Source organism: Gemmatimonadaceae bacterium (assembly GCA_020851035.1).
GTDB lineage: Bacteria > Gemmatimonadota > Gemmatimonadetes > Gemmatimonadales > Gemmatimonadaceae > JACMLX01.
The window spans coordinates 52534-67298 of sequence record JADZDM010000034.1; the positions used below are offsets into that span (position 1 = coordinate 52534).

The 14765-nt window shown below is 70.9% G+C and carries 10 protein-coding genes; all 10 read left to right on the forward strand.

What is annotated here, in order from left to right:
- The first annotated feature begins 190 nt into the window (after window positions 1-190).
- Window positions 191-3226, forward strand: a complete 3036-nt coding sequence (locus IT355_21005; GenBank protein MCC7055761.1) for a TonB-dependent receptor — start codon at window positions 191-193, stop codon at window positions 3224-3226.
- A gap of 18 nt (window positions 3227-3244) precedes the next feature.
- Window positions 3245-4597: a RagB/SusD family nutrient uptake outer membrane protein gene (locus IT355_21010; GenBank protein ID MCC7055762.1), complete on the forward strand. Its 1353-nt coding sequence runs from the start codon at window positions 3245-3247 to the stop codon at window positions 4595-4597.
- Between the two features lie 11 nt (window positions 4598-4608).
- On the forward strand, window positions 4609-5394 hold the full coding sequence (locus tag IT355_21015) for a DUF4397 domain-containing protein (GenBank protein ID MCC7055763.1): 786 nt from the start codon (window positions 4609-4611) through the stop codon (window positions 5392-5394).
- A 255-nt stretch (window positions 5395-5649) separates the two neighbouring features.
- Window positions 5650-7314 carry a redoxin domain-containing protein gene (locus tag IT355_21020; GenBank protein ID MCC7055764.1) on the forward strand — a complete coding sequence of 555 codons (1665 nt, stop codon included), beginning with the start codon at window positions 5650-5652 and terminating at the stop codon, window positions 7312-7314.
- Window positions 7315-7321: 7 nt separating this feature from the next.
- Window positions 7322-8158, forward strand: coding sequence for a hypothetical protein (locus IT355_21025; protein ID MCC7055765.1), 837 nt, complete (start codon window positions 7322-7324; stop codon window positions 8156-8158).
- A gap of 112 nt (window positions 8159-8270) precedes the next feature.
- Window positions 8271-11510, forward strand: a complete 3240-nt coding sequence (locus IT355_21030) for a hypothetical protein (GenBank protein MCC7055766.1) — start codon at window positions 8271-8273, stop codon at window positions 11508-11510.
- A gap of 85 nt (window positions 11511-11595) precedes the next feature.
- Entirely contained in the window at window positions 11596-12996 is a 1401-nt protein-coding gene (locus tag IT355_21035) for an MFS transporter (protein MCC7055767.1), read from the forward strand.
- Window positions 12997-13235: 239 nt separating this feature from the next.
- Window positions 13236-13907: a hypothetical protein gene (locus tag IT355_21040; protein ID MCC7055768.1), complete on the forward strand. Its 672-nt coding sequence runs from the start codon at window positions 13236-13238 to the stop codon at window positions 13905-13907.
- Between the two features lie 4 nt (window positions 13908-13911).
- Complete coding sequence (locus IT355_21045; GenBank protein MCC7055769.1) at window positions 13912-14409, forward strand: hypothetical protein; 498 nt, start codon at window positions 13912-13914, stop codon at window positions 14407-14409.
- A gap of 7 nt (window positions 14410-14416) precedes the next feature.
- Window positions 14417-14765: Rieske 2Fe-2S domain-containing protein (locus IT355_21050; GenBank protein ID MCC7055770.1), on the forward strand; the 349-nt coding region annotated here is incomplete at its 3' end.

Here is a 14765-nt window from a genome sequence, read left to right on the forward strand (position 1 = left end):
CCGCCGGTCGGGTCACCGGACGCGGCCGCATGCGTGGTGCAGCGCGGGCCAGACCGTCCCGCGCACGTCAGGTGAAGTCTCATTGCCGGGCCTGTCGCGCGAAAGTAACCTTGACCCGCCCGCCCCTCCGGATGGTGACTCCCGCCAGCCCGTGGGGCGGTGGTTCGCCCTGTCCGTCCGGAGGACATGCATGGTTTCTCACTTCGTTCGACGCGCGTCTTGCGCCCTCGCGCTGGCCGTCGCCACGCCGGTGCTGCTGTCTGCGCAGGCTGCCACCGGCACCATCCGTGGCAAGGTCACGGAAGCGTCCTCGGGACGCGGCCTGGCCGACGCCCAGGTCCAAATCACCGGCACCCGGATCGGGGCCCTCAGCCAGGCCACGGGTGACTACGTCCTGACCGGCGTGCCGGTCGGCGCCCGGGTGGTCTCCATCCGCCGCATCGGCTTCCAGCCGGTGAACCGCACCGTCCAGGTGCTCGCCGGCAGCGCGCAGACCGTGGACGCCGCCCTCACCGTGAGCGCGATCAACCTCTCCGAGGTCGTCGTCACCGGCACCGCGTCGCCCACCGAGAAGCGCCGCGTCGGCACCAGCATCGCCACCGTGGACTCCACCGTGGTCGCCAAGGCGCAGGCCGTAACGGTCGACCAGGCGTTGCAGGGCAAGATCGCCGGCGCCCAGATCACGCAGAACTCCGGCGGGCCGGGCGGCGGCGGCATCTCGGTGCGCCTCCGCGGCACCAACAGCTTCATCTCCGGCTCCGACCCGCTCTACATCATCGATGGCGTGATCGTGGACAACGGCTCCGCGCAGCTCGCCGACCTCGGCGGCCGATCCAACCCGCAGAACCGGCTGGCGGACATCAACCCGGCGGACATCGACCGCATCGAGATCATCCGCGGTGCCGCGGCGGCCGCCCTCTACGGCTCACGCGCCAACAACGGCGTGGTGCAGATCTTCACCAAGCGCGGCGTGCTCGGCAAGCCGCGGGTGACCCTCACCTCACGCCTGGCCTCCAACGAGCTCCGCGAGCAGCAGCCGTTCAACTTCTACCCGTACGACGTCAACGGGAACCCGATCGCGCGCTACAACATGCAGGACGCGATCTTCCGCCGCTCGCCCAGCTACGAGCAGAACCTGACGGTCGAGGGCGGCAACGACGCCACGCGCTACTTCGTGAGCCTCAACAACACCGAGGACCAGGGCATCATCCGGTCCACCGAGTCGCGGCGCCAGGGCGTGCGGCTCAACCTGCAGCAGCAGCTCTCGTCCACGCTGATCGCGAACGTGAGCACGAACTTCATCAACACGCGGAACCAGTTCCAGGCGTTCGGTGAGCAGAACGACTACGGCATCATGGGCTCGCTGTTCTTCGCGCCCACGCAGACGGACTTCCGCCCGGTCAACGGCATCTACCCGCTGCCGCCGGCGCTTGGCACCAACCCCCTGCTCGCGATCGCCCGCATCCGCAACCCGCAGACGATCAACCGCTTCATCGGCTCGGCCAAGCTCACCTGGACGCCGGTGCCGAAGCTGCTCGTGGACTACACGGCGGGCCTCGACAACTCCGCCTTCGAGCAGCGCCAGTTCATCCCGCGTGGCGCCGTCCTCGGCACGGGGGCGCTGTCCACGGGCCAGTCGCAGTCGGTGTACCAGAACACGCGCGTGCTCAACCAGGACCTGGTCGCCGGCTACTCGTGGAACCCGGGCAGCACGTACGAGCTGAAGACCACCGCGGGGCTGAACTACACCCAGCAGACCATCAACCTCACGCAGTCGGGCGCCAACGGCCTCGCGCCGGTGGGTGACCTGGTCAGCGCCGGTGCCGTGAAGTTCGGCACCCAGGCCCTCACGCAGCTCCGCACGCTCGGCTTCTTCGGCCAGCAGGAGCTGGCGGCGTGGAACAAGCTGTTCCTGACCGCCGCGGTCCGCTACGACGCCTCGTCCACCTTCGCACCTGCGGAGCGCTGGCAGGCCTTCCCGAAGTTCTCGGCCTCGTACGTCGTGGCCGAGAACCGTTCCGGCCTGCTCAACAGCCTCCGCGTGCGCAGCGCGCTGGGCTGGGCCGGCAGCCAGCCGGGCGCCACCAACGCCTACTCCCAGTTCGTGGTCTACTCGAACACCTCGTTCGGCGGCCGTCCCGGCTTCGTCAACGACGTCACGTTCGGCAACGAGCAGCTCAAGAACGAGCGGGCGCGCGAGTGGGAGCTGGGCGCCGAGGTCGGGGCGCTTGGCGGCCGAATGGGGATCGAGGCGACGTATTACGACCGCCTCGTCAGCGACCTGCTGTTCTTCAAGCCACTCCCCACCAGCACCGGCTTCTCGCGCCAGTTCGCCCCCATCGGCACGATGAGCAACAAGGGCATCGAGCTGCTCGTGCGCACGGTGAACGTGGACCGGAAGAACCTGCGCTGGGAGACCACCACCACCTACACCCGCAACCGGAACCTGGTCGAGAGCCTCAACATCCTCGACTTCCAGTCGGCCGGCGGCTACCCGAACCGCATCCGCACCGGCGAGCCGGCTGGCGTGTTCTACGGCTCCTACGCCGCCCGCAACTGCCTGACCGGCGCGCTGCTCGTCGACTCGCTCGGCCGCTACCGTCGCAGCAACCAGACCGCCGACATGGGTGCCACCCTCGCCGCCCGCCGTGCCATCAGCGGCGGCACCTGCAACGACTCGCTGAACAAGGTGATCGGCGACCCGAATCCGTCGTGGATGGGCTCCATCCTCAACGAGGTCACGCTCGGCGGCAAGCTGCGCCTGCGCGCCCTGTTCGACGGCACCTTCGGCAACGACGTGCTGAACCTCTCGACCCGTGCGCAGAACGCCGGCGTGGCCAGCAACTCCAAGGAGTACGAGCGCGAGCTGCTGCCGTACGGTGACTCGCGCAAGCTGGCCCCGAACTTCAACGGCCGCACCCAGGGCATCTTCGAGTACTGGATCGAGGACGGCAGCTTCGTGAAGCTGCGCGAGCTCTCGGCCAGCTACACGGTGGACTGGGCACCCGTGAAGAAGCTGTTCCACGAGGGCGTGGACCTCACCGTCTCCGGCCGCAACCTGTGGGTGTGGACGAAGTACTCCGGCTTCGACCCGGAAGTGACGGCATTCGGCACCAACGCCGGCGGTCTCGGCTCGGTGCAGACCACCGCCGCGGACCGCGGCATCGACTTCGGTGCCTACCCGATCCCGCGCGTCTGGTCCGTCAGCGCCCGGTTCACCTACTAACAGCGGAGACGCTCACCCATGCGCACGATCAAGCGATGCGTGGTGGCCCTCGCCGCCATGTCTCTCGGCGCCTGCACGCTCGACCTGCAGAACCCGAACAGTCCCACCGCAGGCCAGGTCACCACGTCACCTGACGGCGTGATCGCCCTCGCGACCGGGCTCCAGAGCCGGTTCGCCACCTCGTACTTCAACTATGCGTACATGGCCGGACTCGTGACTGACGAGTTCGCGGCCACCAGCGCGGCACTGATCTCCATCAGCGATGCGGAGCAGGGCAGTGTGGCGCCTGGCACCGGTATCGCCGACAACGTGTTCAACTCGATCTATCGCACCGTGCGCACGGCCGATGAACTGCTCGCCGGTGCCGACCGGCTGGCGGGCTCGTTCGATGCCGGCACGCGCAGCGGCCTCAAGGCGCTGGCCTACACCATGAAGGCGGAGGCGCTCGGCGAGGCGTTCCAGTCGTACCAGAAGGCGCCGGTGAACACGTTCAACATCACCACGCCCACCTACGTCGGTCGCGCCGAGGCCCTGCCCGTCATCCGCGCCCTGCTCGACTCGGCCGCGGCGCAGCTCGCCGGCACGCCGGCCAGCGCATTCTTCACGGCGTCGATCCTGACGCCGGGCGTGAACCTGCCGAACATGATCCAGGTGTACCGTGCGCGGTATGCACGCATGGCCAATGACGATGCCGCCGCCCTCGCGGCGGCCAACCTCGTTCCGCGCAGTGGCGCGTCGGCCATCTCGGCCTTCACCTACCCGGCACCGGGGGCCAACCCGTGGTCGGTGGTGACCGGTGGCACGAACGGCATCGCCGTGCGGCGCCAGTATCGCTCGTCGATGCAGGCCGCCGACCAGCGCTTCGCCTTCTTCACCATCCCGTCCACCACACTCACCGGCCGCGTCGGCGCGCTGCTGGATCCGTTCAGCACCCGCTACGCCATCGCGGCCGCCACGCAGCTGGTGTACTTCCCAGACGAGGCGCTGCTGATCAAGGCGGAGGCCCTCGCCAACCAGGGAAACCTCGCCGGGGCACAGGCTGCACTCGACTCCGTGCGCACCGACTGCACCGGAGGGCGCGGCCTGGATGACCCGAAGGCCTGTCTCTCGGCGCTCTCCGATCCGCTGTCCGCCGCCGATCTCCTCACCGAGATCTACGTGCAGCGCCGGTACGAGCTCCTCGGCACCGGGCTGCGGTGGGAGGACACGCGCCGCCGGAGTGCCATCCGCGGCCCCGCGGCGGCCCCCGCCGTGCCGGTCGATGGCCAGCGCTGCTGGCTGCCGTACGCCATCGGTGACCGCAACGCGAATCCCAACGTGCCGGCAGATCCCGTCGAGCCGTCGGCGTTCCCCGCCACGTGCCCGCTGTGAGGATCCTCGACATGACACTCATCCCTTCCGGAGTCCTGCGCGTGGTGCATCGCCCGAGCCTCGCCATCCTCGCCGCCGCCGCCCTGTTCGCGGGCTGCGGGACGAAGGATGCCGCCGATCCGCTGATCTCCGGCCCGCAGGGGCGCGTGCGGCTGGTGAGCCTCATCACCGACACCACCCGCGGGCGCGTGAACGCGACCCTCGAGGGCAAGCCGTTCGGCGTGAACCTCACCTACGGCGGCACCACGCCGTCGTCGCTGCCGTCCCCCGCGAACGCCATCTACTCCGCGATCCTCACCGGCGCGCGGACGCTGGTGCTGAAGCGGACGGCCGACACCACCGCGGTGGTGGCCACCATCCCGCTCAACATCGCGACCGGCGCGGACTACACCGTCTACGCCACGGGGGGGGCGTCGGCGTCGGCCATCGTGCCGGTGATCACCACCGACACGAACACCGCACCGGCGCTCGGCGCGGCCCGCGTGCGGATCGTGCACCAGGCCAACGGGGCCGGTGCGGTGGACGTGTTCGTCACCGCCGTGGGCGCGGACCTCGCGCTCGCCACGCCCTCGCTCGCGAACGTGGCCCTGCGTGGTGCGGCCTACCTCGCCTCGCCGGCGGGCACCTACCAGGTGCGCGCAGTTCCCGCCGGCACCGCGCCGGCCCTGCGCGCGGCAAACGTCACCGTCAACCTCGCGTCGATCGCCATCCCGGCGAACGGCGCACGCACCATCGTCGCTGCCGAGAGCACCACCGGCGGGGCGCCGTACCGGTTCATCACCTACATCGATCGCTGACGCGGTCACCGTGGTGACGCGACGGGCCGTCTGCACTGCGCTGTGCGGGCGGCCCGTCGTCACTGCGGGGACTCGTGGCGTGTACTCGACGTTCCGGAAGCAGTCGTCGGTCGGGGCATCCCGGCTGGCGGCGTTGAACATCCCCGCAATGCCGCTGGTATGGCTGCGGTTTTCGGCTGGGCATTCAGGCGAACCATCCGGCTTTGCGCTATCCGAACTTCGATTGCACGCCACCGGGCCGCTAGATTCCTGGACATGACGCTCCTTTCCCGCCGCCGTGCAGTTTCGGCACTCGCCATGGCCTGCAGCGTCGGTGCAGGGCAGCAGCCCCTGGCCGCGCAGGCCACCGACTCCACCGTGATCTCCGGCACCGTCCGTGGGGCGGATTTCCGCGTGCCGGTGCGCGCCGATGTGGAGCTGGTGCCCGTGCGCAACGCCGATCGCGGCGTACGCGCGCAGGCGGGTGCTGACGGCGCGTTCCGGGTGTCGAGTGGCGCCCCCGGCCCGTATCGCATCCGCGCCGCCGGCGTGGGCTACCGTGGGCTGGAGCGCGCGATTCCCGTGCGCGGACACGCCACGCTCTCCGTGACCCTCACGCTTGCCGGCTTGCCGTCGGGCCTGGCGAAGGGGCCGCTCGTCGGCGTCAGCACCGACGCCGATGCCGCGCGTCCGCGACCGGACCTGCCGCCGGCCGTGCTCCTGGTCCGGGGCGCGGACGGCCGCAACACCGGGGCGCTCACGGCGCGGCGTGACACGCTCGCCTACCGCGTGGTGGACATCACGGCGCGCACCTACCTGCCCCCCGCTGGCGCGCCCGCGTTCCGCTGGGCCGAGGACGGCGAGTACGAGGGGCTGCTGCCCGCCACCAAGGGCCAGGACGTCCGGCTGGTCTACGACGCCAAGGCCGTGTCCATCGGCGGCGCCTCGGCGATCCACGTCACGGGCGACGCCCCCATCGCGCGCATCGTCGCGCAGCTCGATTCCATCGTCGGATTCGAGCCGGCGTCACGCTGCCTCATCGCGGCCCTGGCACCGAAGCCGGATCCCGCCGACGCGCGCATCGCCGACAGCTCGCTCACCGCGCAGCTGCAGCTCGTGCGCCGCCTGCTGCACGCCGATGCCACCTGCCAGCAACATCCCGCGCTTGGCGCGGCGGTGCTCGCGCAGTTCACGCCCTCGTCACCGTTGTGGCAGCTGGACGACGTGATGCGGCGGCGCACGCTGCTGCTCGCGGCGCGGCAGGTGGCGGGCCAGCCGGGGGTGAACACGCCACCGGCCATCGCGGCCGTGCGCGACCGCTTCGATGCCGCGCTCGCGGCGCAGGCCGACACGGCCGCACGGCGCGACCTGCTCGTGGCGGCAGCCGAGACCTTCATGCCGGAAGACACCGTGACGGCGCAGCGGTATGCGGCGCGCCTGGTGGCGGAGTCGTACGACGATGCGCGCGTGCCCCCGGTGCTCCGCCTCACCGGCTACAACCGCGTGCTGCAGCCGGGACGGATGGTGCCGGCGTTCCGCCTCGCGTCGATGGACAGCGCCGGTCGCACGATCACGAACGAGACACTGCGCGGCAGGGCCTACCTGCTCGACGTCTGGGCCACCTGGTGCCGCGACTGCATCGTCGAGATCCCCGCGCTGCGGTCGGTGCATGCGAAGTACCGGGCGCGGGGACTGCGGCTGCTCTCGGTGTCGGTGGACGAGGAGCAGGCCACCGCCGACACCTATCGTCGCGAGCGTGAGCCGATGCCCTGGATGCACGCGTGGGCCGGCGCCGCGCCCGAGGGGGGGCCGCTGGCCGCCTTCGAGGTGCAGTGGCTTCCCACCACGATCCTCGTGGGCCGTGACGGACGGATTCTCGCGCTGGCGCCGCAGCTCGAGTCGCCCGAATTCGCGCAACTCGTCGAGCGGGCGCTCCGGTGAGGTGCTGATGCGTGCGCGTCACGTCACGCGAGCCGCGGCCCGGAGCCTCGTCGCGTCCCTCGCGCTGCTGCCGGCCACCGCGGTCGCGCAGGCTGGCGGCGGCGCGCCGGCGCGGCCGATCACGATGCTGGGTGGCAGCACGGCGCACGCCCGCGGCACGCTCGACGCGGTGAGCGTGGGCGAGGGAGTGGCCGAGGTGCTCGTGACGTTGCACGTGGCGCCGGGTTGGCACATCTCGTGGCGCAATCCCGGTGAGACGGGGCTGCCGACCCGGTTGCTCTGGAGCCTGCCGTCGGGCGTGGCCGTCACCGCCGAACGCTGGCCCGTGCCCGTCGTGACGCACACGCCGGTGGGTGTGACGCACACGCTCGAGGGCGCGGTGCCATGGCTGGTGACGCTCCGGACCCCGGTCGGCATGGGAGCGGACCGTCTGGTCGGGGTCACGCTCCGCTACGGCATCTGTCGCGACGTCTGCATCCCCGAGCAGCTCACGGTGCAGGGCGAGGTGCCGGTGCGCGGGGGGAGCGTGGTGCCCGTGTCGCCGGCGCTGCGCTCGCGGCTCGTGAGCGAGGCGCCGCCGGTGGCTGGCCGTCGCCGCTCGTCGACGTCACTCTGCCTGGACCGGCCCCCGGGCGGCAGCGGGCCGGCGGAGGTGATCGCCGACACCGGCACGGCCCTGGATGGTGCCGTCCGGATGCGCCCGTCGGGCCGGGCCGCGCTGCTGACGATCCCGGCAGCGGCCACGCCGCGGCATGGCACCCCGCTGCTGTTCGTGCGCGGCACCGCGGCGGTCAGCGCCCGGCTGGACCTGCGCGCCCCCGCGCCGGGCTGCGGGCGGCGGTAGCGGGCGACGGTCGGGTGGGCCAACCGATCCGGTGGCGCGCGCGTATCCTTGTGTCGCGGCGCCCCATGGTCTCGGGGTGTTCGCCCGCTTCCACCCCACTTCGGGATCCGTCATGCGATCTGTTGTCCGTCTGTCACTGCTCCTTGGCGCTGTGGGATCGGCGCTCGGCGCGCAGGCCACCCTCGACTCGACGACCATCGGCGCCATGCGCTGGCGGGCGATCGGCCCGGCCAACATGGGCGGGCGCATCACCGACGTCGAAGGCATCCCGTCGCCGTCGAAGACTTTCTACGTCGCAACGGCCGGCGGCGGCATCTGGAAGACCACCAACGCCGGCACGACCTTCCGGCCGATCTTCGAGAACCAGCGCTGCGTGGCGATGGGTGACCTCGCGATTGCCCCGTCGGACACCAACATCATCTACGCCGGCACCGGCGAGCAGAACTCGCGCAACTCCATCTCGCCGGGCTGCGGCGTGTTCAAGAGCACCGACGGCGGCCGCACGTGGAACTCCCTCGGCCTCGCCGAGACCGAGCACATCGGCCGGATCCAGGTGCACCCGCGCGACCCGAACACCGTCTACATGGCCGTCCTCGGCTCGGCCTGGAAGGCCAGCCGCGCGCGCGGGCTCTACAAGTCCACCGACGGCGGCACGTCGTGGACCGTCATCAAGTTCATCAGCGACCGCGCCGGCTTCATCGACGTGCAGCTCGACCCGACGAACCCTGACATCGTCTGGGCGTCGAGCTACGAGCGCATGCGCGGCCCGTACTTCCTGCAGAGCGGTGGGCCCGGCAGCGCGTTGTGGAAGTCCACCGACGCCGGCGCCACGTTCACGAAGGTCAGCGGCGGTGGCTTCCCGGCCTCCACGCTCGGCCGCATCGAGATCGCGATCGCGCGCTCCAACCCGCGGATCATGTACACGATGCTCGAGGCGGACACGCTGCCGAACGCGGTGAAGGACGCCACGAAGAAGCCGCAGGAGAAGCTCAGCGGCCTGTATCGCAGCGAGGATGGCGGCGCGACGTGGGTGCGGACGAACAAGGAGAACGTCCGGCCGTTCTACTACTCGCAGGTGCGCGTCGACCCCCGCAATCCCGACCGCGTGTACTTCTCGTCCACGCCGGTGAAGGTCTCGGATGATGGCGGGAAGACCGCCCGTGACGCGACGCAGGGCATCCACGTGGACCATCACGCAATGTGGATCGATCCCGCGGACCCCGAGCACATCGTGGTCGGCAACGACGGCGGCGTGGCCCAGACCTGGGACCGCGGCGGCAACTACGACGCGCTGAACATCATCAACATCGGCCAGTTCTACGCCGTCAGCTACGACATGCAGGTGCCCTACCGCGTCTGCGGCGGCCTGCAGGACAACGGCTCCTGGTGTGGCCCGAGCCGCCGCGTGCGCGGCCAGATCAGCAACGAGAACTGGGTCTACATCAGTGGTGGCGACGGCTTCTACACGGCCAACGATCCCACCGACCCGGACATCGTCTACAGCGAGAGCCAGGGCGGGAGCATGGGCCGGCTGAACATGAGCACCGGCGAGCGCACCTCCCTCGCCAAGCCGAGCTGGCGCCCGGGGTACATGCAGCTCGAGGACTCCATCCTCGTCGAGCGTGGCGACACCACGAAGCCCGAGACGCCGGCACAGCGCCGGCGCATCGCCGCCTTCCGGGCGCGCCAGGTGGCCGACTCCGTCGCCCTCGACCTGCGCTGGAACTGGAACACACCCTTCTTCCTCTCGGCGCACAACCCGTCGGTGTTCTACGCCGGCGCCAACCGCGTCGTGAAGTCCACGCAGCGTGGTGACAACCTGGTCGCGATCTCCCCCGATTTGTCGCAGCGCGACACGATGAAGATCCGCGTCAGCACGAAGACCACCGGCGGCATCACCCTCGATGCGACGGGGGCCGAGACCTTCGGCACGATCACGGCGCTCAACGAGTCGCCGATCCGGCCCGGCCTCCTGTATGCCGGCACCGACGACGGCAACGTCTGGCTCACCCGGAACGACGGGGCCACCTGGGAGCGCATCCCGGGCACGCGGTTCCCGGGGCTCGCCGCCGAGTCGTACGTCAGCCGCATCGAGCCGTCGCACCACGACTCCTCCACGTTCTTCATCACCTTCGATGACCACCGGCGCGGCAACTTCACGCCGTACGTGTACGTCACGCGCGACTTCGGTGCGTCGTTCACCAGCCTCGCCGCCACCCTGCCCACCGGCGGGCCGGACTTCGTCCACGTGATCCGCGAGGATCCCGTGAACCCCGACCTGCTCTTCCTGGGCACCGACGTGGGCGCGTACGTGTCGATGAACCGCGGCCAGTCGTGGCAGAAGTTCATGACCGGCCTCCCCACGGTGCCGGTGCACGACCTGCAGATCCACCCGCGGGACCGCGAGCTCATCGCCGGCACGCACGGCCGCGCGATCTACGTCGTGGACATCGCGCCGCTGCAGCAGATGACGCCGGCGATCGCGTCGAAGAAGGTGTACCTGTTCGCCCCGCGCACGAGCCACGCGCTTGGCCAGGCGCCCGATGCCGCGGGCAGCGCCGGCGGGGGCAATGGCCACAAGCGCTTCGTGGCCAACTCGCCGGCATATGGCGCCGAGATCACGTACCGCATCGCCGAGGCGAAGCCCGGCACCCGCGTGCAGCTCGTGATCACCGATGCCGCGGGCGACACCATGCGCACACTCACCGGCCCCGGTGGCGCCGGTGTGCACCGCGTGATGTGGGACCTGCGCGGCAAGCGTCCGCCCGCCAAGCCGCTCTCGCCGGCGGAACGCCGGGACAGCGCCCGCACGATGGTGCGCGTGGCGCAGATCTTCGACTCGCTGCAGGCTGCGGGGATGGACAGCAACACGGTGCGGTTCGCCCGGACCGCGATGCTCTCGGGTCGCACCGCCGAGCTGATCGAGCAGTTCATGGGCGCGGCTGGTGGAGCCGGTGGCGCACAGGTGCCGGGGCTCCCGCGGTTTGCGGAGCGGCCGGGTGAGGGTGCTGCCGGCGCCGGTGGGCGCGGGGGGGCGGGCGGCGCGCCCGGGGCAGGGGGCGCGGGTGCGCCGCCCGCCGCGGGTGGACCGCCTGGCATGGGCGCCATGCAGCAGATCTTCGGCGCGTTCCGCGGGATGGAAGGGAGCCCGCTCGGCCGCGGTGCACGCGGTGGTGCCGGTGGACCGCTGGTGAAGACCGGCGAGTACCTCGTCACGCTCACCTACGGCGACGAGCGCCAGCGGCAGGTCCTGCGTGTCGAGCGGCCGGCCGACATGATCGGCGTGCAGGGCTTCGGCGGCCAGGATGACGACGAGGAGCACGACGCGAGCGACGACGGCCACCGTCGCTGACCCCTGACGACACTGCCCGACGGTGAGGATCCCGTCGGGCAGTGTCGCGTTCACCCCCCAGCATTCGCCTCCCACCCGGACCGGCATGCCCGAACGACTCCCCGCGTCTCCCACGCTGGACACCCGCAGCACACCCGTGAGCGACGTGGTGGATGTCGCGACGATCCGGAAGGTCGTGATGGCCTCGTCGGCCGGCACGGTGATCGAGTGGTACGATTTCTACGTCTTCGGCACCCTGGCGCCGATCCTCGCACCGCTCTTCTTCCCGAGCTCGAGCGAGACGGCGGCCTTCCTCAACACGCTCGCCACCTTCGGCGCCGGCTTCGCCGTGCGTCCGCTGGGCGCGCTGGTGTTCGGTCGCGTGGGCGACATGGTCGGCCGCAAGTACGCCTTCATGGTCACGCTGCTCATCATGGGCGTGGCGACGGCGGCCATCGGCCTGCTGCCGACGGTGGCGAGCGTCGGCATCGCGGCACCGCTGCTGCTCGTCTTCCTGCGCCTGCTGCAGGGCCTGGCGCTCGGCGGGGAGTATGGCGGCGCCGCGATCTACGTGGCGGAGCACGCGCCGCCGCACCGTCGCGGGTACTTCACGGCGTTCGTGCAGGCCACCGCCACGCTCGGCCTGCTGGTGTCGCTGGTCGTGATCCTCGTCACGCGCGGCCTCGTGGGTGAGGAGGCGTTCAAGGTCTGGGGCTGGCGCATCCCGTTCCTGCTCTCGGCGCTGCTGGTGGTCATGTCGTACTACATCCGCCGCCGCATGGCCGAATCGCCGGTGTTCCAGCGCATGAAGGCGGAAGGCACCGTGAGCCGCATGCCCATCCGTGAGGCCTTCGGCACCGCCGAGCGGTGGAAGATCTTCCTCTCGGTGCTCTTCGGGGTCGTGGCGGGGCAGGCGGTGGTGTTCTACACCGGGCAGTTCTTCGCCCTCTTCTTCATCCAGAAGGTCCTGAAGCTCTCGCTCACCGACTCGTACGTGACGGTGGCCCTCGGCATCGTGCTCGGCACGCCGTTCTACCTGATCAGCGGCGCCGCGTCGGATCGCATCGGGCGCAAGCGCATGATCGTCGGCGGCCTGTTTCTGGCGGCACTGACGCTGTACCCGATCTACCGGGGAATGCTCTGGGCCGGCGGGCCCGTCTCCGGGGAGGGCGCAGCCGCCGTGGCGCTGCACCCGAACATCCCCGTGCTGGCGCTGCTGGTGGCGGCGCAGGTGTTCCTGGTCACGCTGTCCTATGGCCCAATGGCTGCGTTCCTCGTCGAGAGCTATCCCGCCCGGATCCGGTACACGTCGATGTCCCTGCCGTACCACCTCGGCAACGGGTGGTTCGGCGGCTTCACACCGTTGATCGCGGCGTCGATGGTGGCGGCGTACAAGAGCCCCTTCGCGGGGCTGGTCTATCCCATCGCCGTCTGCGTGATCGGCGGCGTGATCGGCTGGATCTTCGTCCGCGAACCCGACGGCTCACGGGCCAACGACACGACCTGAGGGCGCGTGGCGGCGCGGGTGGGGGGTGGCCGCCGCGCCGGTGTCCGGGTGGGCAGGGCCGCGCCAGACGGCGCAGCCCGGGGCAGTCACGTCCCGCGGTGGAGCCCGGGGGCGGTGCGGCCTGTCCGCACGCTGCCGGGTGTTCATCGCGCGTTCACCAACGCCGGGCATCTTGCGGAGTGCTCGCCGGTCCCCGGACCGCGCGGGCGAGCCGTCCCGGCCCCTTCGTGGAGCTCCTGATGATCGCAGGTCTGATGGCCATGCTGCTCGCCGCAGCCGACACGACGCCGCACGTCGCGCCCCTCGCACTGGACGCCGGCGCCGTCGCCGCCGTGGTGGCCGGGCTGCCGGTCGTGTCGCCGGCTGCGCTCGAACCCGACCGCGTGGCGGGACCACCGCCCGGCGCGGCGCTGGCGGCGTTCGAGCCGCGGCTGCGGTGGCCCGTGACGGCAGACACGGTCGTGCGGAAGAAGCGCACGCTGGTGGAGTACTCCGAGTGGTACGGGCGCCGCGTGACGATCCACAAGACACTGAGCTGGGCGATGCTGCCGCTCTTCGGCATCTCGTACTACACCGGCACGCGCCTTGCGAACGACGGTCGCGCTGGCTCGCCGGGCTGGGTCCGTGGCCTGCATCCGTTCGTCGCGGGTGCCGACGTCGCGGTCTTCGGCATCAACACCCTCACTGGCGCCTGGAACCTCTGGGACGCGCGCCACGATCCCGAGGGCCGCACGCGACGCATCATCCACTCGGTGCTCTTCATGGCCGCGAATGCCGGCTTCGCCTGGGCCGGCGCGACGGGTGAGGACGCCGGTGAGGAGCTCGAAGGGCGAAACCGCCACCGCAACATCGCGCTCGCCTCGATGAGTGTGAGCACCGTGAGCTGGCTCATCATGCTGATCGGGAAATGACCGCATGCCGATAGTGGAAACCCTCAGCGCGGCGTTCGAGCCGTGGGCGACGATGTATGGTGAGTCGACCGCCCTCTCCGTCGCCCTGACCTTCGCCCACCTCGGGTCGATGATGGTGGGTGGTGGCCTGGCGATCGCCGCCGACCGCACCGTCCTGCGCGCCGGCATGGTCGAGGACTCGACCGCGCGCGTGGCGCTTGCCGGTGCGCTCGCCGACGTGCACCGCCCGGTGGTGATCGCGCTCGTCGTCTCCGCCGTGAGCGGCGGGCTGCAGCTCGCCGCCGACGTGGAGACCTTCGTCGGCAGCAAGGTGATGTGGGTGAAGGTCGGCCTGCTCGTGCTGCTGGCCGTGAACGGCGCGCTCATGCTGCGTGACGAACGGGCCGTGCATCGCACGGCAGGCGCTGGGCGGGCATTCGGCAAGCTGCGGATCCGGGCGGTGGCGAGCCTGGTCCTCTGGCTGGCGATCACGCTGGCAGGCGTTGGCCTCATGCAGGGCTAGGCGCACGATGGATGACGCACTGCCCGCACGGGCGGACGATGGCTGCGCCGGGTGCACGCTGCACGACCGGCGGACGTTCCTTGCCCGGACGCTCGCCGGCGTGGCCGCCGCCAGTGCGCTGATGCCTGGCCTGGCGCGGGGCGATCAGGTGCTCGGGTATGTCCTCCATCGCGCGGCGCGCCTGGCCAATGGCACGGCGCGATACCCGGTGCCCGCCACCGACGGGGCGACCATCGACGCCGACAACGAGGTGATCCTCGTGCGCAGTGGCGGGAAGGTCTACGCCTTCGCGCTGAGCTGTCCGCACCAGCGGGCGATGCTGCGGATCAAGGGCGGCGACACGGCGTTCCTCTGTC